Below are 21,570 nucleotides of genomic sequence, written 5' to 3'. Positions count from 1 at the left end.
AGCCGTCAAAAAATCGTGCCCCGCGCCACAAAACACTCTTGCATTTTCATTTTGAGGATAATAGTATCCACTATACGGAAAACTTTTACAGGAGGATCAGATGGCAGCACCAAGCCCGGGATATTCACTCACCCTTCGCGTCCAGACGCCTGCGTCGATTACCGCGACCAGCGAACTGGCCGGCGCTGTCGGCTCGGCCGGTGCGCACATCACGGCCTTGGATGTCACCGAGTCGAACCACACCCACATGGTGGTGGACGTTTCCTGCAACACCACCGACGTGGCCCACGGCGAGACCGTGCGCGCTGCACTGGACAACCTCGACGGCGTGAGCGTGCGCAACGTCTCGGACCGCACCTTCCTGATGCACCTGGGCGGCAAGCTCTCGGTCACCCCCAAGGTGGCCCTGCGAAACCGCGACGACCTCTCCCGCGCCTACACCCCCGGTGTTGCCCGTGTCTGCATGGCCATCGCAGAGAACCCTGCCGATGCGCGCAACCTGACGGTCAAGCGCAACACCATCGCAGTGGTCACCGACGGCTCGGCAGTGCTGGGCCTGGGCAATATCGGCCCGGCCGCGGCCCTGCCGGTCATGGAAGGCAAGGCCGCGCTGTTCAAGCAGTTCGCCGATGTCGATGCCTGGCCGGTCTGCCTGGACACCCAGGACACCGACGAGATCGTGAAGATCGTCAAGGCGCTGGCCCCGGTCTACGGCGGTGTGAACCTCGAGGACATCGCCGCCCCGCGCTGCTTCGAGATCGAAGCGCGGCTGCGCGAGGAGCTGGACATCCCGGTCTTCCACGACGACCAGCACGGCACCGCAATTGTCACGCTGGCCGCATTGCTGAACGCGGTGAAAGTCGTGGACAAGAAGATCGAGGACCTGCGCATCGTGGTTTCCGGTGTCGGCGCGGCCGGCAACGCGATCATCCAGCTGCTCATGGCCCGCGGCGCAAAGAACATCATCGCCTGCGGACGCAACGGCGCGATCAGCCGCAACGAGAGCTACACCGATGCGCACCGCATCTGGCTCTCTCAGAACACCAACCCGGAGAACTTCACCGGCACCCTGAAGGAAGCCGTCGTCGGCGCAGATGTCTTCATCGGCGTCTCGGCCCCGAACGTGCTGGACGAAGCGGATATCGCCGCGATGAACGAGCGCGCCGTCGTCTTCGCCATGGCCAACCCGGATCCCGAGGTGGACCCGGAGATTGCAGGCCGCCACGCCGCAGTGGTCGCCACCGGGCGCAGCGACTTCCCGAACCAGATCAACAACGTCCTGGCATTCCCAGGTTTCTTCCGCGGGCTGCTGGATGCAGGCGTCACCGAGATCACCGACGCCATGCTCCTGGCCGCCGCGGATGCCATTGCCGCCCGAGTCAGCGAATCAGAGCTGAACCCAGGATTCATCATCCCGTCGGTATTCGACCCACAGGTCGCCTCCGATGTCGCACTGGCGGTGCAGGACGCAGCCGCCGCCAAGTAGGCGCTGCGCAGCAAGACCCAAGGGTGCATGTCAACGCACCCTTTCAATGGAACAGAGCACAAGAGGTTAAGGAACAACCCATGAGTATTGAAATCACCAGCATCCCCGATGTCGCCGATGCCCAGCAGATCCTCTCCGACGAGGCGCTGGCCTTCATCGAGAAGCTGCACCAGAAGTTCGCCGGCACCCGCGACGAGCTGCTCGCCGCCCGCGGCGTGCGCCGCAAGCAGTTCTCCGCCGCCAAGTCCATCGACTTCGACCCGGAGACCGAAGCCGTGCGCACCGGCGACTGGAAAGTCGCCGAAGCGCCCGAGGCGCTCAAGGACCGCCGCGTGGAGATCACCGGCCCGGCCTCCCCGGCCAAGATGGCGATCAACGCGCTGAACTCCGGCGCCAAGGTCTGGCTGGCAGACCTGGAAGATGCCTCGACCCCGAGCTGGTTCAACGTCATCGACGCGATTTCCAACCTCTCGGCCGCCGCCCGCGGCACCCTGGCCTTCACCGATGCGAAGACCGGCAAGTCCTACGCGCTGCGCACCGACGCCCCGCGCGCTGTCGTGGTGGTCCGCCCCCGCGGCTGGCACCTGCCGGAGAACAACGTGCTCATCGACGGCAAGCCGGCCGTGGGCGCGCTGGTGGACTTCGGCCTGCACTTCTTCCACAACGCGAAGGTGCTCGCAGAATCCGGCCAGGGACCGTTCTACTACCTGCCGAAGATGGAGCACTACCTGGAATCGCGCCTGTGGAACGAGGTCTTCACCTTCGCCCAGGCCGAGCTGGGCATCGCCCACGGCACCGTGCGCGCCACCATGCTCATCGAGACCATTCCGGCCGCCTTCCAGATGGAAGAGTTCCTCTACGAGCTGCGCGAGCACGCCTCGGGCTTGAACGCAGGCCGCTGGGACTACCTCTTCTCCATCATCAAGACCTTCCGCGAAGCCGGCGAAGCGTTCATCATGCCCGACCGCTCGGCGGTGTCGATGACCGCGCCGATGATGCGCGCCTACACCGAGCTGCTGGTCAAGACCTGCCACAAGCGCGGGGCCTTCGCCATGGGCGGCATGGCCGCGTTCATCCCGAACCGCCGCGAACCCGAGGTCACCGCCGCCGCCTTCGAGAAGGTCCGCGCAGACAAGACCCGCGAGGCCAATGACGGATTCGACGGCTCCTGGGTGGCCCACCCGGACCTGGTCGAGCTGTGCAAGGAGATCTTCGACGCGAAGCTCGGCGAGAAGCCGAACCAGATCGATCGCCAGCGCCCAGAGGTCGAGGTCAGCGCAGCCCAGCTGCTGGACGTGGCCAGCGCCCCCGGCGATGTCACCGAGGCCGGCGTGCGCGCCAACCTCTACGTGGCCGTGGCCTACACTGCCGTGTGGCTGTCGGGCAACGGCGCGGTCGCCATCCACAACCTGATGGAAGACGCCGCCACCGCAGAGATCTCGCGCTCGCAGATCTGGCAGCAGATCCGCAACCAGGTGGTCGCCGCCGACACCGGCAACACCATCAGCGCGGAACTGGTGGCAGGCATTCTGGCCGAAGAGGTTGAACGCCTGCGCTCGGAGGTCGACAATGAAGAGCACTTCAATGCCTACTACCAGCCGGCCGCAGACCTGATCGCGAAACTGACCAGCGGCAAGGACGAGGACTTCGCAGACTTCCTCACCACCCCTGCCTACGAACTCTTGGAAAAGGAATACGTGACCAAGCCATGAGCAACACCTTCGATGAGTCCACGCTTGCCAGCGTAGAAGCCAAGCTGGCAGCCACCGACCGGTTGCTGGAAACCTCCTACCCGGGAGAAACCGGGGCCCGCCAGCCGGTGCACACCGTATATGTCCCGGGGGACAAGTACAGCGCGGATCTGCCGGCAGCCTGGGGCGCCAACGCCCTGGCCGCTGCCGGCAACGCCGCCGGGCTGGCCCAGCTAGCAGCCACGCTGGACCTGGCCGAGCCCGAACGCCTGGGCGAACTGGTGGCAGCGAAGCTGGCAAGCGAACCCATCGAAGATCTGCGCCTCGATTTCGAGGACGGCTACGGCAACCGCACGGATGCCGAGGAGGACGCGGCAGTGCTTGCCGCGGCCGACTCGGTGTCCTCGTCGGTAGCCGCCGGCAAGGCCCCGGCCTGCATCGGCATCCGCTTCAAGTGCTTCGAGGCCCCCACCCGGGCCCGCGGCATCCGCACGCTGGACCTGTTCATCTCGCGCCTGGTCGCCAACGGCCCCCTGCCCGAGGGGCTGCGCCTGACGCTGCCGAAGGTCACCACCGTGGACCAGGTCCAGGCCATGGTCTTCCTGGCCGAGAAGCTGGAGGAAGCCCACGGCCTGGAGGCCGGACGCATCCGCTTCGAGGTCCAGGTGGAAACACCGCAGGTGATCATCGCCGCGGATGGCAGCCACCCGGTCGCCACCCTGATCCATGCCGGGAAGGGCAGGGTCTCCTCCCTGCACTACGGCACCTACGACTACTCCGCCTCGCTGGGCGTGGCCGCCGGCTACCAGTCAATGGAGCATCCGGTCGCCGACTTCGCCAAGGACGTCATGCAGGTGGCCGTGGCCGGCACCGGCGTGGAATTGTCCGATGGCTCCACCAACATCATCCCGGCAGGCGACCCGGAGAACATCGCGGCCGCCTGGGAACTGCACGCCCGGCTGGTCTCCCGCCACCTGGCCCGCGGCATCTACCAGGGCTGGGACATGCACGAGAACCAGCTGGCCACCCGCTACCTGGCCACCTTCGCGTTCTTCCGCGAAGGCCTGCAGGCCGCCGGCACCCGGTTGCGCAACTACGTCCACCGGATCAACTCGGCCATCATGGACGAGCCGGCCACCGCACGTGCCCTGGCCCGCTACATCCACCGCGGGGTCGCCTGCGGTGCGGTCACCGCCGACGAGGTCACCGAACTGGCCCAGATCACCCTGACCGAACTCGAGGCGATCGCCTTGAACCGCTCCCACGCCTAAGGACTACACCATGACTGTTCCTGCCATCCAGAATTCCTCGTCCTACTACTCGAACTTCGGCGGCCACCCGCCGCAGAGCGACCTGCTCACCGACCGCGCCATCGTCACCGAGGCCTACACGGTCATCCCCAAGGGCGTGCTGCGCGACATCGTCACCAGCGTCTTCCCCGAGTGGACCAACACCCGTGCCTGGGTGCTGAACCGCCCGGTAGCCGGCGGGGCCACCACCTTCGCCCAGTCCATCGTGGAAGTCGCCCCCGGCGGCGGGGCAGACAAGCCGGAACCGCAGACCGAGGTGCAGGGATTCATCTTCGTGCTCACCGGCCAGCTGACCTTGGTCATCGAGGGCACCGAGCATGTGCTGGTGGACGGCGGCTTCGCCTACCTGCCAGCCGGCGCCACCTGGTCGGTCCGCAACGACGGCACCGAGACCACCAGCTTCCACTGGCTGCGCAAGCGCTACGAAGTCCTGGCCGGCCTCGCCGCTCCGGGTCCGGTCGTCGGCAACGAACGCGATATCGAGCCTGGCCCGATGCCGGGCACCGATGGCAAGTGGCGCACCACTCGCATGCTGGATCCCGAGGATGTGGCCTTCGACTTCGGCGTGAACATCGTGACCTTTGAACCAGGTGCATCCATCCCGTTCGCTGAAACCCATGTCATGGAGCACGGCCTGTACGTGCTGGAAGGCAAGGGTGTGTACCGGATGAATGGCGACTGGGTCGAGGTCGAGGCCGGGGACTACATGTCCCTGCGCGCCTTCTGCCCGCAGGCTTGCTACGCCGGTGGGCCGGAGAACTTCCGCTACCTACTCTACAAGGACCAGAACCGCCAGATCGCGTTGTAAGCGTTCATTTCCAGAGACTGCCGGGGCCGCACCCCGCGCTGACCCGCCGACTATCGGCGCACCGTGTCCATTTCATGTTCCAGTGATGTTTCCTTTGCTCGGACATGGTGGGCTGACGGCCGGGTCGCGCGGGATGCGGCCTCCGGTTTTGGGTTCCTGGCTGTTGCCTGAGAGCCAAACGATTATCAGGACCCATGCACCACAAATATCGGCAATATCGGTTGGCATCCGGGCAGGCGAGGGAAGCGCGAAATCAGCCAACGTTGGCTGTCTTGGGAGTGGGGGCTTATCTCTGCACCCGTGAGGAGCATGAAATCGTCCAACGTTGGACGATTCCAAAGTGGAGGTCATGCACGACAGGCGTGGGCAGCACTTTAGTTGTGTCCGCAGGAAAGACATGGATACGGGTTCGCCTTTCTGCCGGCAAATTCGGACTGGCGCTACGCTTCTGCTGAGATCATGTGTTGATGCTCCACAGGATCGATGACCTGACCCGAGCGTTCGCCAGTGGACAGGAGCAGCAGGATGAATCATTTGCGTGCCCGTAATCGGTGAAAACATCCGCTATCTGTAATTGCTGGAACTGCAATCTGTAATTGTTGCGCTCCCCGAAGATCAGAAAATCCGCGTGATTCAAGGGATCAAGGGCCGTCGCTTGTAATTGTTGAGATCTGGCCAGCTAATTGTTGGTAACTAAATGTTGCTCCGCTACGACCAGGTCTCCCGTCGTGGTGACCTCCCCGCCCAGTCCAGAGCGGTCAGGCACCTCGGTTCGCCGCTCCAAAGCAAGCCGTTTTCCGGCTATCCGCTGAAGATCAGCCGCCACATGTGCGTGCGGTGGTGTGAGTGAAAATTTAGGGTTTCAACCTCGCGCTTCTGTGCCGCCGGGGCGGAAGACCCGAGGGGTGTCGCACCCCTAGTTCGATGCCCAACGTGGCCAACGAATGGTCCCAGGGAATGCGTTCCTGCTCAAGGCGCTGTCCGCCTTGGATGCGCAGTAATTCGTAGGCCTCGACCTCGTTGGGCAGCAAGCCAGTCGGTGCCGCACGGCTCAGCCCCTTGGCATGGGGTGTCGCCAGCTGCGCGAAGCGCTGGAGTGTTCCGGGGTCCATCATCACTGATCGGGCATCGGGCCGCACGCTGCGCAATGACGCCAGGATTGCCAGTCCATCCAGATCAACATCGCCCCAGTACAGCACCTCGATACGCACCACCCAAGGAATCGGAGCACATAGCGTACGTTGTAACCGCCGCCGTGCAGCGCAATCACCCCGGGCGGTTCGGGCAGGGACGGCAGCGTCTGCAGGTTTTCTACGATTAGTACGGCCGGACGCCATTCAATAGTGGTATCGGGCTTGAAGGATGATCAAGTCTTCTTCGATCACGATGTAGACCAGTCGGTGTTCGTCGGTAATCCGACGGGACCATGAGCCGGAGGCCCCGTATTTCAGCTGTTCGGGCTTTCCAATCCCTTGGAAGGGATCCGGAAGGCATGATTCGATCAAGGTGTTGACTCTCTTGAGTACGCGCCGGTCGGCCGTTTGCCAGTGGACGTAGTCGTCCCATCCTGCCCGATCCCAGACGAGCCGCACTTATTCGTCCCAGTCGAGTTCGTGGGTCTCTGTTATTCCTGACCGTGCACGTTCGTAGGCATCCAAGAGCCGCCGGGCATTGGCTGGCGAGCGGAAGAGGTACGCGGTCTCTTGCCATGCTGCGTATTCATCTGCTGCCATGAGAACAGCATTTCCCTTGCGTGACACGATTTCGACAGCTTGGCGATCATCGTTGACTTGTTCAATCAATGGAAAGAGCGTCTTGCGGGCTTCGCTTGCACTGATGGACATCTCGGACTCCTTCCACTACTTGCCGTACCACTTAATGGTGCGACTTACCTGAGGTGTGGGAAGTGCCCGTCCGACTGGAAAGCCCCGTGCAACTGCGCCGCGAGGGGCGGCGCCGCCGCTAAGGGAACGCGCCAATAGGCGTGTAACATCTCCAGTAAGTCCAGCGTAATTAACGGCCAAGTCAGGCATGTTCCTTGGCGATTGAGGTCGTCGCCAGTTTTGCAGCATGGTTCACATTGACATTTGCCGGCGGACTCTTAGGTGGCTCAGGCAGACGTGGAAATTTTCAAGTCGAGTGAGACCGAGGGCCGTAGATGCCCTCGATGCCAACCTGCTAACGTCAGCCCCGCACCAGCTAGAACCCTTCAGCAGCAGGCTCGTCCGCGGCATCTGCTGCATCGCTGCTCAAGATCAGCCGCTGTTCCAACCGGGTGAGATTCCTCGAGGAAGGATCTTCGCGGGCTGGTTCCAAGGCCGCCGCCAGCGCTTCGCCGACCACCGTCTCATCCAGTCCCATGCCCACGGCGACCAGCGCGTCATCGGCCGGGTCGCTGTGGGGAGTGGCTTGCGCGAAATGGATCTGCCGGCCCACCATGTTGACCAGGAAGCGTTGCGTGCCGTGAGCGGTGCGCAGCTTCACGTGTCCCTTGAGCCGGTAGGCCGCGGCCGGCGGGTTCTCCAGCAGATCCAGTACGGCTCCCGGGTCTGCCGGCTCTAGGCAGCGCACCGTTACCGCGTTGGCGTGCGGAGCATGCTCGTGGTCGTGGTGCGGGCGGGAGGCGGCTGCCAACGGCAGCTCGTCGATCGGGTCTTCGTCCAAGGCGATGTCGAATACCAGCTCAGGGTCTATGGCGGCGTGCGAGGCCGGGATGATGGCCACGTGCGGGTTGACGTCCCGGATCCTTCCGCTGATTCTGTCCAGGACTGCGTCGCGGTGCTCCGGGGCAATGCGGTCCAGCTTGTTGACCACCACCATGCTGGTCGCGTTGAATCGTGCCGGTGCCATGGCCGCGGTATCCACGGTGTGCTCATGCTCCACCGCGTCGATCACGTCGATGATGCCGCCGAAGCGCACCCCGTGGGCCTTGCCGAAGCGCAGCAGCCGGTCCACGTTGATCGGGTCGGCGGCGCCGCTGGCCTCCACGATGATGGCATCCAGGCGCAGCTTCGGCTGGCCCAGCTTTTCCAGCAGCTCATCCAGGCCGCTGCTGTCGGACAGGCAGCAGACGCAGCCGCCGGCAATGGATTCGGCCGCATCGATCTGGCCGGTGATCAGCCCGGTATCCACGTTGACCTTGCCGATGTCATTGATGATGACCCCTACCCGGGTGCCCGGGCGGGTCAGCAGGCGGTTGAGCAGGCTGGTCTTGCCTGCCCCCAGATATCCGGTGAGCACAATGACAGGGATCAATACAGGCTCCTTTTCAGATCGACAAGCGGGCCGAGTCCATTCTGCCCGTTGAAGCAAGCCAAATGAAGCTGACACGAGTTAAGGCAGCGCGCCGGAGCTTCCAGTAGATTCTGGGCGTTTCGGCACGGTGGATGAGCTACGAGAGCACCGAGCTGCGTGTTCGGGTGAACGCGGAAAGCCCGGTGATATCGCGACCGACAATTAGGGCCTGCACTGAATCGGTGCCTTCGTAGGTCGAGACGACTTCCATGTCGGTCAGATGGCGGGAGACATGATTTTCCAATAGCAGCCCGTTGCCGCCCATCATGTCGCGGGCTTCACGGCACATCGCCAAGGCTTTGCGCGAGGTGGTCATCTTCACCAGTGAAGCCATCGGAGCAGTGAACTCGTCTCGTTCCTGCAGCTCGGCCATGCGATTGCACATCAACTGCATGCCCACCAGGTCCGAGAGCATGGTGGACAGCTTCTCCTGGACCAGCTGGTAGCTGGCAATCGGCGCACCGAACTGTTCGCGCTCCAGTGCGTAGGAAGTCGCCAGCTCGAAGGCGGCAATGCCGTGGCCCAGCGCCTCCCACGAAGCGCCGCCGCGGGTCGCCTTCAGCACCCGGTTCACCGCGGAAAATGATTCGCAGTGCTCCAGCCGGTTATCGGCCGGGATGCGCACGTTCTCGATTTCGATATCGGCCTGCATGATGCCGCGCTTGCCCACCTTGCCCACGATAACCTGCGGGCGGTAGCCGGCCGGGAAACCGTGCTCAGGATCCTTCTCCACGACGAAGGCCTTGACCTTCCCATCGGCCACGTCGCGGGCATACACCACGGTGACATCCGCCTGGTCTCCGTTGCCGATCCAGCGTTTGTGGCCCGAGAGGATCCAGCTGTCCCCATCGCGGCGGGCAGAAGTTTCCAATGATACGGAGTCCGAGCCGTGGGTTGGCTCGGTCAAGGCAAAGGCACCGGTCTTCTGCAATGTGGCCATCTGCGGCAGCCAGCGCTGGCGCTGCTCTTCGTTGCCGAGCATGTAGATCGATCCCATGGCCAGATTCGAATGCACACCGAAGAAGGTGTTGATCGATCCGTCGATACGTCCCATCTCGCGGGCGACGATCCCCGACGCGCGACGCGAAAGGCCGGGGCAGTCGTAGCCCTCGATGAAGGTGCCGACGACGCCGAGATCTTTGAGGCCCGGCAGGACCTGATAGGGGAATTCGGCGCGTTCCCAGTATTCATTGATGACCGGTTGCACCTGGCTTGTGCCGTAGGCTCGCACGCGATCTCGGATCGCCAGTTCTTCGGAAGAAAGGTCCGTGTCGAGCAGGAAGAAATCGGAATGGTTGGCTGGAGAAGTCATGAAGTGTCCTTAGTTCTGTGGTGTCTGATCGGAGAACAGGTTGGCGTGCAGAGTTTCACGAACGGATTCGGGCAAGGTCATCGGCTGCCGGGTATCGCGATCAAGAATCACGATGACCACTTCGGCGCTTACGCAGGAACGTCCTTGCTGGAACAGCTCTTGGCTGACCGTGTAGGAGGTGGTGCCGATCCGCGAAATCCAAACATCGATGGTCGTTTCGGGGCCGTAATGAACGGCATTGCGGTAGTCCACGCTCATGGCGCGCACTACACGCGGTGAGGATTCATCCGGGTTCGCACCCCACCAGTGGTATCCGGCTTGGATTCGGCCTTCTTCCACCAGCGTGAGGATCCGGGCATTATTCACGTGTCCATTTGCGTCCTGGTCGGACCAGCGGATGGGCACTGGAAAGGTTAGCTTTTCAGCGCGCTGCGTTGGTTGCGATACCTGCGAGGTCATAGCCTTCCTTTCCTCGGGTCGTTGATTTGGCTTTGCTGAGCCATTCCAGGACATCTGACCGGTCCTGGTCCAGAGTCGGTGGGGCCTTGTCGTAGCGAGCAGGGGTTCGGCTGAATGTCACCGGGTGCTTGATCAGCGGCACCGTGTCTGCCCCCTGCCCAGCGTGAATCACCGGGTTCAAACCGAGCTTTTGAGCGAATTCCACGCCTTCATCGATGCCGAGCACCGGGGATGCCGGAACGCCATCGAGCTGGAGCAGCTCGAACCATTCGTCAGCGCTCTTCGCAGCCAGCGCTTGTTCCATCAAAGTGCGCAATGGCTCGCGGTTGGCGTTGCGATTCTTGACCTTGGCGAAACGGTCATCGGACGCCAACTCAGACAACCCCAGCCGGGCGATCATCCGCGAGAACTGCGCGTCGTTGCCGCAGCAGATGATGATGTCGCGGTCCGCGGCCTTGAACGGTCCGTAGGGGAACAGGCTCGGGTGGTCGTTGCCCATGCGCGTGGGTACATTGCCACAGGCCACATAGCCGGTGGTCTGGTTGACCAACCCGGAGAGGGAAGCCGACAGCAAGTCGATTTCTAGATGCTGACCCTTGCCCGACTGGGCGCGTTCATGCAGTGCGCCGAGCACGCCCACGGTGGCTTGCAGGCCCATGACCACGTCGAAAATGGCCACTCCGGCGCGCTGCGGAGGACCGTCCTGGCTACCGGTGACGGTCATCATTCCGGAGACTGCTTGGGCGATCAGATCGTAGCCGGGCATGTGCGCGCCTTCGGCGGTGCCGAAGCCGGTGATGGATGCGTGCACAATACCTGGCCAGCGCTGGGCTACCGACTGCTCATCCAGGCCGAATTGCGCCAGCCCGCCGGGCTTGAAGTTTTCGATGAAGACATCGGCCTGGTCGATGATGCTGTAGGCGGTTTCCAGGTCATCCGGATTCTTCATATCCAGCATGATCGAGTTCTTGTTGCGGTTCACTGAGAGGTAGTAGGTGCTCACGCCATCGCGGGCTGGAGGAACCCACTGGCGGGAGTCATCTCCGGTGGGGCCTTCGACCTTGATGACTGTTGCACCCATGTCGGCCAGCAGCATGGTGCAGTACGGGCCGGCCAGAACCCGGGTGAAGTCGGCGATAACTACGCCGGACAGCGGGCCGCCGGTGGCGGTGGCATCGGGGTTGTTCAGGTGTGACACCATGGGTGGGCCTCGTTTTCTTGCTTCGTGGTTCAGGTGAAGTGCAGTGGTTGCGTGTGGCGGCTCTGCGCCGGAAAAGTACTAGTGCTTGAAGCATCCGGCCATTATGGTGGGGTGGGGAGTTCGGCAGCAAAGCTCGTAGTCAAAGGAGAATTATGGAAGTTGCACAGGCCAGAGCATTTTTGGCTGTCGCCGATCATCTGCATTTCGGCCGCGCAGCACAGCAACTGAGTATGGGCCATGCGCCGCTGAGCAGGATGATCAGTCAGCTGGAACGCACCATTGGTGCGCAACTGTTCGCGCGCACTACGCGTACAGTCGAGCTGACTTCGGCAGGCCATGCGTTGCTGGAGCCGGCCAGGAATCTCGTGGACGCTTCCGAAATTGCCATGGGTACCGTGAAAAGCACCGTTACCGGTGAAACCGGCAGGGTGAAGGTCGGCTTCGCCGGGGCCTCCACCGGAGACCGGGTAGGCCAATTGGCACGCAGCGTACGCCGCACTCACGCGGGCCTGACCTTGGAATTCCATAGTTCGCAGTTCTCCCATATTGGTTTGGAAAGGGTTTTGGACGGTTCGTTGGACATCGCCATCGGACGATGGGACTTCTTGCCCGCCGAAGTGAATTCACGGTTGCTGGTCGTCGAGCAGATCCTCATTGCCTTGCCCGAATCCCATCCGTTGGCCCGCCGCGAGAGCGTGGAGCTCTCGGAACTGTCCCACGAAGGGTGGATCAACCTGCCCGGCGGTTTCAGCGGCGCGTTGCAGAATCGCATGAACTCGTTGTCCATCGCTTCTGGTTTCGTGCCCCGCATCGTGCAGACTGCCCCGGATTCCTGGACATTGGTGGCCTTGGTGGGAGCCGAGATGGGCATCGCGATGAGCCTGGACTCGATTCGCGACAACATCATCTGCGACGGGGTGAACTTCGTTCCGCTGCGTTCTGGCAACACCGCACTGGAAGTGCGAATGATCTGGCAGCGCAATGAGCTCTCGCCTGCGGTGCGCAGCGTGCTCAACGTCGCCGAACGCATCTTCCCGGATCCGCGCAGCTACGCTGACGCGTAGTCGTACCAACCGCGCCCGGACTTGCGCCCGAACCGGCCCGCCTCGTACAACTGCTTGATCTGCGGGTGCGGCAGGCTGGATTCCTCCTTGGTCTGCTCGTACTCGGCCAGCCGGATCAGGTAGACGACATCCAGACCCACCAGGTCCATTAATTCAAACGGGCCCATAGGGTGGCCCAGCGCATCGCGGGCCGCCTTGTCGATATCGGCAGGGCTGGCGATGTCCTGGTCGATCAGGTTCAAAGCTTCCTTGCGCAAGGCATTGAGTAAACGGTTAGCGACGAACCCCGGAATTTCCCGGTTCAGCTGCACCACTTCCTTGCCCAATGACTCGGCCAGCGCGCGGGTGCGTTCCATGGTCTGCGACGAGGTACCTTCATGCGGAACGATTTCCACGCATTTCATGATCAGCGCCGGATTGAAGAAGTGCATGTTGCAGACCTTGTCTGCGCGATGGGTGGCCGCGGCGATCCGCGAGGAGACGATATTCGACGAGTTCGTGGCGAGGATGGTGTGGGCCGGAGCCACCGCATCCAGCGAGGCAAAGATCTGGCGCTTGATCTCCAGATCCTCCACGGCCGCCTCGATGACGAAGTCCGTGGTGGCCACGACGGCATCGCGGTCGGTAGCGAACTGGAGCCTTTGCCAAGCGGCGGCTACATCTGCGGCAGTGCGGCGTGACTTGGCGACATCGCGTTCCAGTCGCGCGCGCAGTTGGGCCGTGGCCTGCTCTAGCGGTGCTTCTGCGATATCCACCAAGGTGGTGCGGTAACCGGATAGGGCGCAGACCGCGGCGATCTGGGAACCCATGGTCCCGGCACCCAGAACGGTGATGTGCTCAATCGGTGTTGACGTCGTCATTTAATGCTCCTTAGCTGATGCGGCTGGCTGCACGGAAGTCGGGCTTGCGCTTGTCGATGAATGCTTGGGTGCCTTCGATCTTCTCGTCGGTGGAGTAGAGCAGGGACTGGGCGAGTGTTTCGAGCAGCAGCCCGGTATCCATGCTGGCGTCCGCCCCATGGGTAACCACTGACTTGACCAGTCGGATGGCCAACGGGCCTTTGCTGCGGATGCGCTGCGCGGTCTGGTGTGCGGTTTCCAGCAGTGATTGCGCATCGGTGAGTTCGGTGACCAGCCCTGCCGTCAACGCGGTCAGGGCATCCATGCGCCTGCCGGTGAGCATCATGTCGATGGCTCGTCCCATGCCGATCAGCCGGACCAGCCGCTGGGTGCCGCCCGCGGCCGGGATGATTCCCAACCCGGTCTCCGGCAAAGCGAACTGGGCATTCTCCGAACAGATGCGGATATCGCAGGCCAAGGCCAACTCATGCCCGCCACCGAAGGCGAAACCATTGACTGCTGCGATCGTGGGCTTGGCACTGGCGGCGATCTGCGAGAATACCGTTTGCATCCGGGCTGCCAGCCCGTCGACCGGGGTGCGCTGTGCGAGCTCGTTGATGTCCGCGCCGGCAACGAAGGACTTGGTCCCGGTACCGGTGAAGACCAGTACGTCGATGCTGTCGTCCTGGGCGATCTGCGTCAGTTGTGCCGACAGCGCGTCGAGGACCTGTCCGTTCATCGCGTTCAGGGCCTCGGGGCGGTTGATGGACAGTACCGCGACGCCGTCGGTGTCCTCGCGCAGGATCACTGGGGGTGTGAAATTCTGCTCCATGGATTCTCTCCTGGTTGTGGGTTTCGAAGTTGATTGCAGCTAGGCGGTGCTCCGGGCCTGGCCGGGGGCAGTTTCAGAGCTGCTGCCGGGAAGGCCGGAACCCTTCGAACGCCGGGTCAAGTACGCCATTGCACATGCTGCGGCAATCACGGCCACCGCGATGAAGCGGTAGCTGGTGTCAGGCAGGAAAAGCACGAAGCCTGCAACGGCCAGCACCACCCGCAGCACCACCGGCAATTTGGTTTCGACGACCAGCAGCCAGCCGCTGAAGGAGCAGGCAATTGCGGCCACAGCTACGATGCTGAACAGCGTGGAAACGAGGATCTCGGAGGGCCCGGCTTGGGCTACCAGGGCGGGATTCAGAGCGAAGCCGAAGGGCACGACGTACTTCACCGCACCCAACCGCATCGCCTCGACGCAGGTCCCCATCGGTGAAGCCTTGGAGATTCCAGCCGCAGCGAAGGCCGCGAGTCCTACCGGTGGGGTGATATAGGAAACCGAGGCCCAATAGATAACGAACAGGTGCGCCGCAATCGGGTCCACGCCCAGCGCGGTGAGTGCCGGAGCCATCACGATTGCCAGGAAGACGTAGGCCGCGGAGATGGTCAGACCCATACCCAGCACGAAGCAGGCGATCGCACCGGCAATCAGGATCAGGATCACGCTTTCGCCCACCAAGGCGATCAGGTCGCGGGACAGCGACAAGGCGACGCCCGTGGCGGACAGCCCGCCGAGGATCAGTCCGACACCGGCGATGATGCCGATGATCTGTGCCAGCGTCTTGCCGGCGTCGAGTATCATGTCGCGGACTTCGACAGCACCGAACTTCAGCTGCGGCTTGGCTATGGCAATTACCAGCAGCAGCCCGACTACCCAGAAGGGAACCTGGGATTCGGAGCCGGCAAAGAAGAGCATCACGGTCAGCAGGCCCAGGGCCGCAATGTAGGGCCATCCCGAGATCAGCGAGGTAATGAACCGGGGAAGCAGTTCCTTACGGGTGCCCTTCAGCCCGTGCATGGCGGCGTATCCGTCCACCTGCAGGAAGATGCCCAAGTAGTAGAGGAAGGCAGGGATGGCTGCCGCGACGATGATCTGGGTGTAAGGAACTCCTACGAAGGAGACCATCAGGAAGGCCGCGGTGCCCATGATCGGGGGAGTGATCGAACCGCCTGCCGAGGCGGTGGCTTCAACCGCACCGGCTGTCTTGCGGCTGAACCCGGACTTGATCATCGCTGGAATAGTCATCGGGCCGGTGGTCAGGACGTTGGAGACGGCCGAACCGCTCATCATGCCCATGGCGGCCGAGCTCGTGATCGCAACTTTCGCCGAGCCTCCGCGATAGCGGCCGAACAGCGAGAGCGAGAGGTCGTGGAAGAAATCCGCACCTCCGGTATGCTGCAGTACCACTCCGAAGAGCAGGAAACCGACCAGCACGGATCCGGCGGTCTGGAGGGGCAGGCCGAGGATCGACTCGGAACCCATGGCGTGCAGTTGGGCGAGTGTGTTGATGTCGTAGGTGATGCCCTGCAGGAATCCGATGGGCAGCTCGCCGGCGACCAGCGGGTAGAGGGAGACCACCAGGGCCAGAGCCGCGACGATCCAGCCGGCAGTGCGGCGCAGCACCTCGACGATCAGTGCCCAGAAAATGTAGCTGATCACGGTCGCGCTGGCTGGCGAGACGAAGGCCCAGCCGAACTCGGCGATATCAACACCGTGGAAGGCGAAGAAACCAGCGCAGCCCATGAATGCCAGGAGGAACAGCACGTCATACCAAGGCACCCCGGGGCGCTCGCCGCCGGTGGCTTTGCGCAGTGGCTGGACGATGAACACGATCGGTACGAAACATGCGGTGAGCATGTAGAGGAAGGCATTGGTCAGCACCGCCATGTTGAACAGGTTCCAGAAAAAGACCTGATTCATGGTCACCAGGATTCCGGCGATGGTCAACGCGATGATGACTGATTTCCAGAAGGTAGTCAGCCGGTGATTATGTTCCTCAGATTCGACAGCTGCGGCAGTCAGTGACTGGGGGAGGGAGCTGGAATTAGTGGAGGGAAGACTAGCGGATACAACGCTCACGGGGACTCTCCTTAGGCCGAGGTACTGGCGGAATCGGTGGGGACATCATTGACTGCGGGCAACTTGGGGAAGTTCTGCTTCTTCCACTTGCGCCAGCGTTCCGCGATGTCCGGTTCCCCGGAGTACTTTGACCAAAAATCGGGCCAGGCCTGGGCCAGGAGCTGCTCGCGCTCCAGCAGGGCTTGGTTGCGTTTTTCCAGATCCGCAGTCCACCGGCCAGCCTGCTTGAAGAAGGCCACGCTGCCTTCATGCATGGGGATGACCATGGGGGTGAGCATGACCTCATCCGCGCCGAACTTGTGGGCATCTGGAGTCGCGTCCTTGAACTTGTCGTAGTGCTTGTCCATGCTCGCCAGCAGGGTCTGGACTTCTTGAGCCGGACGATCAGCCAAGGTCACCAAGGGCAGCGAGTATTGCAGGTTGACCGCGCTTTCCCCTGGCTTCATGCCGGCGCCATCGGTGAAGGAACCGGGGATCATCATCGGGGAGAGGTCTTCCCAGGTGGCGTATTTGCTTGGATCGTTGCCGCCCAGATCCATCCAGCGGATGGGGTACTGGGAGGCCAATTCCGAGACGTTGGCGCCAACCACATTCTGGTACATGGTGTCGATTTGCCCGGTCTTGATCGCTTCAATCTGCTCGCTGTAAGCGACATCTACAAGGATCACATCGTCAGTGGTCAGACCGCCATAATTGAGGATTCCTTCAAGCTTTCGGTTCATCGAGGTCGAGGCCACCAGCCGTGGGAATCGCTTGCCCGCCAAATCTTCAACCTTCTTGATCCCCGAATCTTTGCGGACCAGAATGCCGTAGTTGCCAGGGGGTGACATGACTAGGCGCAACGGTTGGGGACCCCAGACTTCAGAGGCGTATTCGTCGTCGCCCTCAAAGGCGTAGTAGTACTCGTCACCGGTGCGTGAGTAGTGGGCGGTGCCGTTGATCAGCGGGGCGAGGCGGCCAATGCCGGTATCGCTAGTCATCAAACGGACCTGCATCCCGACTTGCTGGGTCAAGGTGTTGGCGATGGCAGCTACGTCGTTGTAGGTGCCAGTGCCCACCCCGTAGGTTGACCAGACGGTCTGGTGAGGCAGCCCGGGTACTGCGACCGCGGAGCGGGCGCAAGCCGACAAAGCGCCCAGGGCGGCAGTGGCGGACAACCCGGTTAAGAATGATCTGCGGGTGAAAGCTCGTGGCATTGGATCTCCGATGCAAGAATTCGACGCCGATCATGGGGAACCGGCCTTCGCTGTACTCTCATTGATGCATGAAAAATGTGATCCAATCCACCTTTTCCGTTCATTGTTGTTCTATTAGCAACAATGACGCTTACCTGCGGAAAGGATCTCGGGAACATTCGAGAACGCAAAAAGCCGCTGGCCGTGAAACGATAAACATTTCACGGCCAGCGGCCATTGGTGCTCTAGCCCAGCAGTGCTGGGATTAGTGCCAGCTGTCTACCAGACAGGAAGCTCAGGAATCGGCCCGTCGGCCTCGATATGCCGGGCCTGGCCGCGGGCCAGCCATTCGATCAGGCCTTCGCGGTCCGAGCGCACCTTCAACGCGCCATCGCCGATGACCCATTCGTCGCCTTCTTCGGTCACCAGCGTCATGCCCGGGGCGTTCTTCACGCGCATGGTCCGCACTGCGGCTTCGACGGCGTTCTCCTGGGAATCCGGGTCGGCTTCCTCGATGGTCCAGGCAGTATCCAAGTCGTGGTGGTGGATGACCACCTCGGCGATGCGCAGCGCCACGATGGAGGTCGCCGGAATGATCTTTCCGTGCAGATCCACCTCTTCGACAGCCAAATCGCCGCTGAGCCGTTCGCACTGCTCGGCGAAGTAGGCGGCAGCGTCCTGGAACTTCTTGACCAGTTCCTCGCGCGGCAGGGCCGCCAGCTCATTGATCTCCGCATCGCGGGCCTCACGCGAGGCATAGAGCTCCTGCGGTTCTCCGCTGGTGGCCCAATCGATGAGCTTGACCAGGCTCCGGCCGTTGGAGGCCAGATGCGCGATGACATGCGCACGGCTCCAGCCTTCGCACAGCGAGGCGGCAGCCATTTCTTCGGTGGACAGGGTCTCGATCGTGGCCGACATCATCGCGGTTTCGCGGCTGAGTCGTGACAGGTCCGAGTGCAGGCGGGCAGTGTTGATCATGAAGTCACCCTACCAACGCGGGCGCTGAAGCCGCACTGGTTACGACATAGATACTGAATGCGACTCGATTCATATGCGCACTGTTTGGGCACCAGCTGCTCGGGCAATTCTGATCTGGAAAAACACGCGTCCGGCATCCTTCTCCAGCAACCGGCAGCCACGTAGCCTTGGGAGTAAAGGCAAGCGACCAGGAAAGCAGTCCAATGGCGAAGAAAAAGAAGCAGCAGAAGCAGAAGCCCAAGCAGGGGCATCCGGCACGCCTGCAAGCGGGCGTCGTCTCCATGGACCGCGTGAAGGTCGGGCGAGGCCTGGACGCGCTCACCGGGCAGTTCGTGCAGTGGGCCGCCAAATACCGGGATGATCCCGAAATGACGATGATGCTCCTTGCCACGGTGCGTGAAACCTTGGGCATCTACGCCGAAGTTGTCGGCCTGGACAAGGTGACCGATTTCGACCCGCCAAAACTGCTTGCAGTGCTCAGTTCAATGCTTGAATTCGAAGAAGCCGAAGATCCCGAAGCTGCTGCCAGCGGACTGGGAACCATGATCTTCATGGCTTGGTCGGACTACGCAGAGTTCCTGCGCGATTCAGGCCTGTGGGAGCGCGAAGACGAAAGCCTGGGGTGGTTCCTGGAGGCACTGGAAGCCCATGATCCATTCGGCGACGAAGACGACTTCGGCGACAACGATGAAATTGACGAGATCATGGCATCCGATGAAGTTTCGCAGGCTGCCCTGGCAGAGATTGCGGCCATGCCGATCAGCAAGCTGGCCCGTGCTGCCTTGCCTTGGGTCCTTGGCGAAGGCAAGAAGCTGTGGGGAAGCATGCCGGTCGGCGAATTCTTGGAAACTGCTGCAACAGCGCTCGCCGATCACATGCCTGCGGGCGTCGATGAATCGCGCCGGCCCGTGGTGTTGGGGGTAGTGCTCACAGCGCTGGAATCAGTCAATGCCATCAAGTTGCCCGACAAGGGCAAGCCTGAACGCGGTCTGATGCACGAAGACATCATGAAGCATGAGGATGCCGACGCCTTCGAAGCGAACTTCTACTTCATCCAAGCCTGCCTGGACTTGTTCATGAAAAAGCCTGAGGGCATGGAGGAAGCCAGCCTCCAAGCCTGGGGGCTGGCCGCCTTGTGGATCGTCGAGGGAATCGACGGCAACCCGCATCGCGTGGATGCCCCGCGAGATGACCAGTGGTCTCCAGAGGTTTGGGAAACCGCGCACGTGCACCTGCGTGAACTGAGCTCGCTCGGCCTTCTCGAAGAGGGCGAAACCTACACCGTGCCCACGATTGTCCGCCTCGCGATTACCGACGTTGAGGATGACTTGCTCGATGATGAGGATGAATTCGACGATGCAGAGTTCGACGCAATGTTCGGCCCGGACGATGTCGAGCCGAAACGCCTGAAGCGCGAGGAACCCTACACCGGCAAGGTGCTGCAATTGAAACTGACCCTCAAGGAGGCCAAACCGCCGATCTGGCGTCGTGTGCTCGTTCCCATGGACCTGAACCTCGGCGACCTGCACGACATCATCCAGGCGAGCTTCGACTGGTACGACGGGCACCTGCACATCTTCTACGAGGGCGGCCTCGGCGGAACCTCATATGGTCCAGAGATTGACGACATGGATTACGAGAAGAATGAAGCGGAAACCCTGGTTTCCTCGTTGCTGAAGAAGGAAAAAGACCGCCTGGATTACATGTACGACTTCGGCGACGGCTGGGAGATCCGCATTGACGTCGAGAAGATCCTGGATGCTGATGGCGGCCAGCTGCCACGCTGCACCGGCGGCCGGCGCATGGCCCCGATGGAGGACAGCGGCGGGGTCGGCGGCTGGGAAGCCAAGCTGGAAATTCTTCAGGACCCGACGGACCCGGAATACGAGGAAGTGGCAGAGTGGCTCCTCGGCTTCGGGCACGATGAGGAAGACGAAGTCGATCCGGCCTATTTCAGCAAAGAACACATCAACGCCCACCTGGAGCTCGAGTTCTAGGAACTGCAGGGGCACGCCAAATCGCCCTGCTCGATTCAATTGCATGAATCGGGCAGGGCGGTTTTCCTGGTGCGAGTAGCTCCAAGAGATTTCCTCGGTGATCTCCTCAAACGTGTAGTAGTTTTCGTCCACGAGCATGCCGTCGGTGCCGTACTCGATGTCCCAGCCGCCCGGTGCGCGGGCGTAGAAGGTCACCATGTGGTCGTTGATGTGCTGGCACACGGTGTCCAGGACCTCGACCTCCACCATCAATTTCGTTGTCGCTGGAGCGTCGTTGCCTGAGGAGCCTGTGCTAGGCGCGGCCGCCTGGAGGGCCCATGATCAGCATGACGGTGAAGATCAGTGCGACGATCACGACGGCGGTCACGGCAGTCAGAACTGGGCGGCCAACCATCCAGCGGAACAGCGTGTCGATCCACTTGTCATCGTCGGGGTGGTCGCTCTTGGTGGTGCGCCATTCGCCTTCCAGCCGTCCCTGTTTTTCCAGGCGGCGTTCATAAGGAATGGTCAGGTAGGGGACCACCGAGGTGGCCGCGGCCAGTACGATGGATCGCTTGCTCCAGCGCTGGTTGATGCCGACCAGTACGCCGGTGGCGACATAGGAGAGGAAGACGAAACCGTGCACGAATCCGGCGATGGAAACCGGCCAGTCGCCCACCTTCACGACATACTTCAGGATCATGGCGATGATCAGCAGCGTCCAGGTGACTGCTTCGGCCCTGGCAACGATGCGGAATAGGGTGCGTGGTGACATTGCTCGATTTCTGTCCCTCGGAATTGCGAATTAACCGGTTCTCAATTCAGAACCCATCCGAGTCTAGCGGTCATGCCTGTGCGCGTCATTTGAACGTGGGGCAGGCCTTGATCCAAGCCAGAGGCGATAAGAAGCCAACCCGCCAGCAACGGAATATCCGTCGGACGAGATGCCCGTGGCAGTCCGGCTCGGCAATTCGCCCACGCGCTGGCGTTGCGTTCTCGATGGCATGGGTGAACGAGGCATCCGGGTGTAGTTCATTGTCGAGATTTGCGTGTTGCGGTACTCGTG

Annotated in this window: 18 protein-coding genes and 1 pseudogene; 6 read left to right on the top strand and 13 right to left on the bottom strand. The window is 62.0% G+C overall.

The window, feature by feature from the left end:
* Positions 1-100: 100 nt before the first annotated feature.
* From BKX98_RS10135 to BKX98_RS10120, 4 genes are all read left to right on the top strand, one after another.
* The gene (locus tag BKX98_RS10135; RefSeq protein WP_073707130.1) at positions 101-1,486 is read left to right on the top strand and encodes an NAD-dependent malic enzyme; all 1,386 of its coding nucleotides are present in this window, start codon (positions 101-103) and stop codon (positions 1,484-1,486) included.
* 80 nt (positions 1,487-1,566) lie between these two features.
* Entirely contained in the window at positions 1,567-3,198 is a 1,632-nt protein-coding gene (gene aceB / locus BKX98_RS10130; RefSeq protein ID WP_073707129.1) for a malate synthase A, read from the top strand.
* Positions 3,195-4,448 (top strand): aldolase, encoded by a 1,254-nt coding sequence (locus BKX98_RS10125; protein ID WP_073707128.1) that lies wholly within the window; start codon positions 3,195-3,197, stop codon positions 4,446-4,448. Before aceB ends, BKX98_RS10125 begins: the two co-directional genes overlap by 4 nt.
* A 10-nt stretch (positions 4,449-4,458) precedes the next feature.
* The gene (locus BKX98_RS10120; RefSeq protein ID WP_073707127.1) at positions 4,459-5,295 is read left to right on the top strand and encodes a bifunctional allantoicase/(S)-ureidoglycine aminohydrolase; all 837 of its coding nucleotides are present in this window, start codon (positions 4,459-4,461) and stop codon (positions 5,293-5,295) included.
* 854 nt (positions 5,296-6,149) lie between these two features.
* On the opposite strand, the pseudogene BKX98_RS10115 reads toward BKX98_RS10120, so the two are convergent.
* The 7 genes and pseudogenes from BKX98_RS10115 to BKX98_RS10085 form a co-directional block, all read right to left on the bottom strand.
* Positions 6,150-6,565 (bottom strand): annotated as a pseudogene (locus tag BKX98_RS10115) (Wadjet anti-phage system protein JetD domain-containing protein).
* A 67-nt stretch (positions 6,566-6,632) separates the two neighbouring features.
* Complete coding sequence (locus BKX98_RS10110) at positions 6,633-6,887, bottom strand: Txe/YoeB family addiction module toxin (RefSeq protein WP_073707125.1); 255 nt, start codon at positions 6,885-6,887, stop codon at positions 6,633-6,635.
* The gene (locus tag BKX98_RS10105; RefSeq protein ID WP_038992858.1) at positions 6,888-7,139 is read right to left on the bottom strand and encodes a type II toxin-antitoxin system Phd/YefM family antitoxin; all 252 of its coding nucleotides are present in this window, start codon (positions 7,137-7,139) and stop codon (positions 6,888-6,890) included.
* Positions 7,140-7,494: 355 nt separating this feature from the next.
* Positions 7,495-8,550, bottom strand: a complete 1,056-nt coding sequence (locus BKX98_RS10100; protein WP_073707124.1) for a GTP-binding protein — start codon at positions 8,548-8,550, stop codon at positions 7,495-7,497.
* 136 nt (positions 8,551-8,686) lie between these two features.
* Positions 8,687-9,901: an acyl-CoA dehydrogenase family protein gene (locus BKX98_RS10095; protein ID WP_073707123.1), complete on the bottom strand. Its 1,215-nt coding sequence runs from the start codon at positions 9,899-9,901 to the stop codon at positions 8,687-8,689.
* Positions 9,902-9,910: 9 nt separating this feature from the next.
* Complete coding sequence (locus BKX98_RS10090; protein ID WP_073707122.1) at positions 9,911-10,360, bottom strand: thioesterase family protein; 450 nt, start codon at positions 10,358-10,360, stop codon at positions 9,911-9,913.
* Complete coding sequence (locus BKX98_RS10085; protein ID WP_052253958.1) at positions 10,323-11,561, bottom strand: CaiB/BaiF CoA-transferase family protein; 1,239 nt, start codon at positions 11,559-11,561, stop codon at positions 10,323-10,325. Before BKX98_RS10085 ends, BKX98_RS10090 begins: the two co-directional genes overlap by 38 nt.
* Before the next feature lie 152 nt (positions 11,562-11,713).
* Between BKX98_RS10085 and BKX98_RS10080 the strand changes: the two genes are divergently transcribed.
* Positions 11,714-12,625 carry a LysR substrate-binding domain-containing protein gene (locus tag BKX98_RS10080; RefSeq protein WP_038992864.1) on the top strand — a complete coding sequence of 304 codons (912 nt, stop codon included), beginning with the start codon at positions 11,714-11,716 and terminating at the stop codon, positions 12,623-12,625.
* Here BKX98_RS10080 and BKX98_RS10075 read toward each other — a convergent pair.
* From BKX98_RS10075 to BKX98_RS10055, 5 genes are all read right to left on the bottom strand, one after another.
* Complete coding sequence (locus tag BKX98_RS10075) at positions 12,610-13,485, bottom strand: 3-hydroxyacyl-CoA dehydrogenase family protein (protein WP_038992866.1); 876 nt, start codon at positions 13,483-13,485, stop codon at positions 12,610-12,612. The two genes, BKX98_RS10080 and BKX98_RS10075, sit on opposite strands and share 16 nt — an antisense overlap.
* Before the next feature lie 10 nt (positions 13,486-13,495).
* Positions 13,496-14,296 carry an enoyl-CoA hydratase/isomerase family protein gene (locus BKX98_RS10070; protein WP_073707121.1) on the bottom strand — a complete coding sequence of 267 codons (801 nt, stop codon included), beginning with the start codon at positions 14,294-14,296 and terminating at the stop codon, positions 13,496-13,498.
* A 39-nt stretch (positions 14,297-14,335) separates the two neighbouring features.
* On the bottom strand, positions 14,336-16,375 hold the full coding sequence (locus tag BKX98_RS10065) for a TRAP transporter permease (protein WP_233125340.1): 2,040 nt from the start codon (positions 16,373-16,375) through the stop codon (positions 14,336-14,338).
* 11 nt (positions 16,376-16,386) lie between these two features.
* Positions 16,387-17,571, bottom strand: coding sequence for a TAXI family TRAP transporter solute-binding subunit (locus tag BKX98_RS10060; RefSeq protein WP_073707120.1), 1,185 nt, complete (start codon positions 17,569-17,571; stop codon positions 16,387-16,389).
* A 258-nt stretch (positions 17,572-17,829) separates the two neighbouring features.
* Entirely contained in the window at positions 17,830-18,528 is a 699-nt protein-coding gene (locus BKX98_RS10055; protein ID WP_038992870.1) for a maleylpyruvate isomerase family mycothiol-dependent enzyme, read from the bottom strand.
* A 203-nt stretch (positions 18,529-18,731) separates the two neighbouring features.
* On the opposite strand from BKX98_RS10055, the gene BKX98_RS16665 reads away from it, so the two are divergent.
* A complete protein-coding gene (locus BKX98_RS16665) occupies positions 18,732-20,525 on the top strand; it encodes a plasmid pRiA4b ORF-3 family protein (protein WP_083586737.1) in 1,794 nt (597 codons plus the stop codon).
* 292 nt (positions 20,526-20,817) lie between these two features.
* Here BKX98_RS16665 and BKX98_RS10045 read toward each other — a convergent pair whose 3' ends face one another.
* Entirely contained in the window at positions 20,818-21,279 is a 462-nt protein-coding gene (locus BKX98_RS10045) for a DUF3817 domain-containing protein (RefSeq protein WP_038992873.1), read from the bottom strand.
* Positions 21,280-21,570: the final 291 nt, after the last annotated feature.

It is taken from the genome of Glutamicibacter sp. 0426, assembly GCF_001906485.1.
Lineage (GTDB): Bacteria > Actinomycetota > Actinomycetes > Actinomycetales > Micrococcaceae > Glutamicibacter > Glutamicibacter nicotianae.
Note: the sequence above shows the minus strand (reverse complement) of the source record. Positions and strands in the feature narration are given on the sequence as shown.

What these genes read in the sequence shown, in the direction of transcription:
- BKX98_RS10105 (WP_038992858.1), bottom strand. Translation starts at nt 7,139, where the DNA reads ATGTCCATCAGTGCAAGCGAAGCCCGCAAGACGCTCTTTCCATTGATT.
- BKX98_RS10070 (WP_073707121.1), bottom strand. Translation starts at nt 14,296, where the DNA reads ATGGAGCAGAATTTCACACCCCCAGTGATCCTGCGCGAGGACACCGAC.
- BKX98_RS10090 (WP_073707122.1), bottom strand. Translation starts at nt 10,360, where the DNA reads ATGACCTCGCAGGTATCGCAACCAACGCAGCGCGCTGAAAAGCTAACC.
- BKX98_RS10085 (WP_052253958.1), bottom strand. Translation starts at nt 11,561, where the DNA reads ATGGTGTCACACCTGAACAACCCCGATGCCACCGCCACCGGCGGCCCG.
- BKX98_RS10075 (WP_038992866.1), bottom strand. Translation starts at nt 13,485, where the DNA reads ATGACGACGTCAACACCGATTGAGCACATCACCGTTCTGGGTGCCGGG.
- BKX98_RS10080 (WP_038992864.1), top strand. Translation starts at nt 11,714, where the DNA reads ATGGAAGTTGCACAGGCCAGAGCATTTTTGGCTGTCGCCGATCATCTG.
- BKX98_RS10045 (WP_038992873.1), bottom strand. Translation starts at nt 21,279, where the DNA reads ATGTCACCACGCACCCTATTCCGCATCGTTGCCAGGGCCGAAGCAGTC.
- BKX98_RS10125 (WP_073707128.1), top strand. Translation starts at nt 3,195, where the DNA reads ATGAGCAACACCTTCGATGAGTCCACGCTTGCCAGCGTAGAAGCCAAG.
- BKX98_RS10095 (WP_073707123.1), bottom strand. Translation starts at nt 9,901, where the DNA reads ATGACTTCTCCAGCCAACCATTCCGATTTCTTCCTGCTCGACACGGAC.
- aceB (WP_073707129.1), top strand. Translation starts at nt 1,567, where the DNA reads ATGAGTATTGAAATCACCAGCATCCCCGATGTCGCCGATGCCCAGCAG.
- BKX98_RS10120 (WP_073707127.1), top strand. Translation starts at nt 4,459, where the DNA reads ATGACTGTTCCTGCCATCCAGAATTCCTCGTCCTACTACTCGAACTTC.
- BKX98_RS16665 (WP_083586737.1), top strand. Translation starts at nt 18,732, where the DNA reads ATGGCGAAGAAAAAGAAGCAGCAGAAGCAGAAGCCCAAGCAGGGGCAT.
- BKX98_RS10060 (WP_073707120.1), bottom strand. Translation starts at nt 17,571, where the DNA reads ATGCCACGAGCTTTCACCCGCAGATCATTCTTAACCGGGTTGTCCGCC.
- BKX98_RS10055 (WP_038992870.1), bottom strand. Translation starts at nt 18,528, where the DNA reads ATGATCAACACTGCCCGCCTGCACTCGGACCTGTCACGACTCAGCCGC.
- BKX98_RS10135 (WP_073707130.1), top strand. Translation starts at nt 101, where the DNA reads ATGGCAGCACCAAGCCCGGGATATTCACTCACCCTTCGCGTCCAGACG.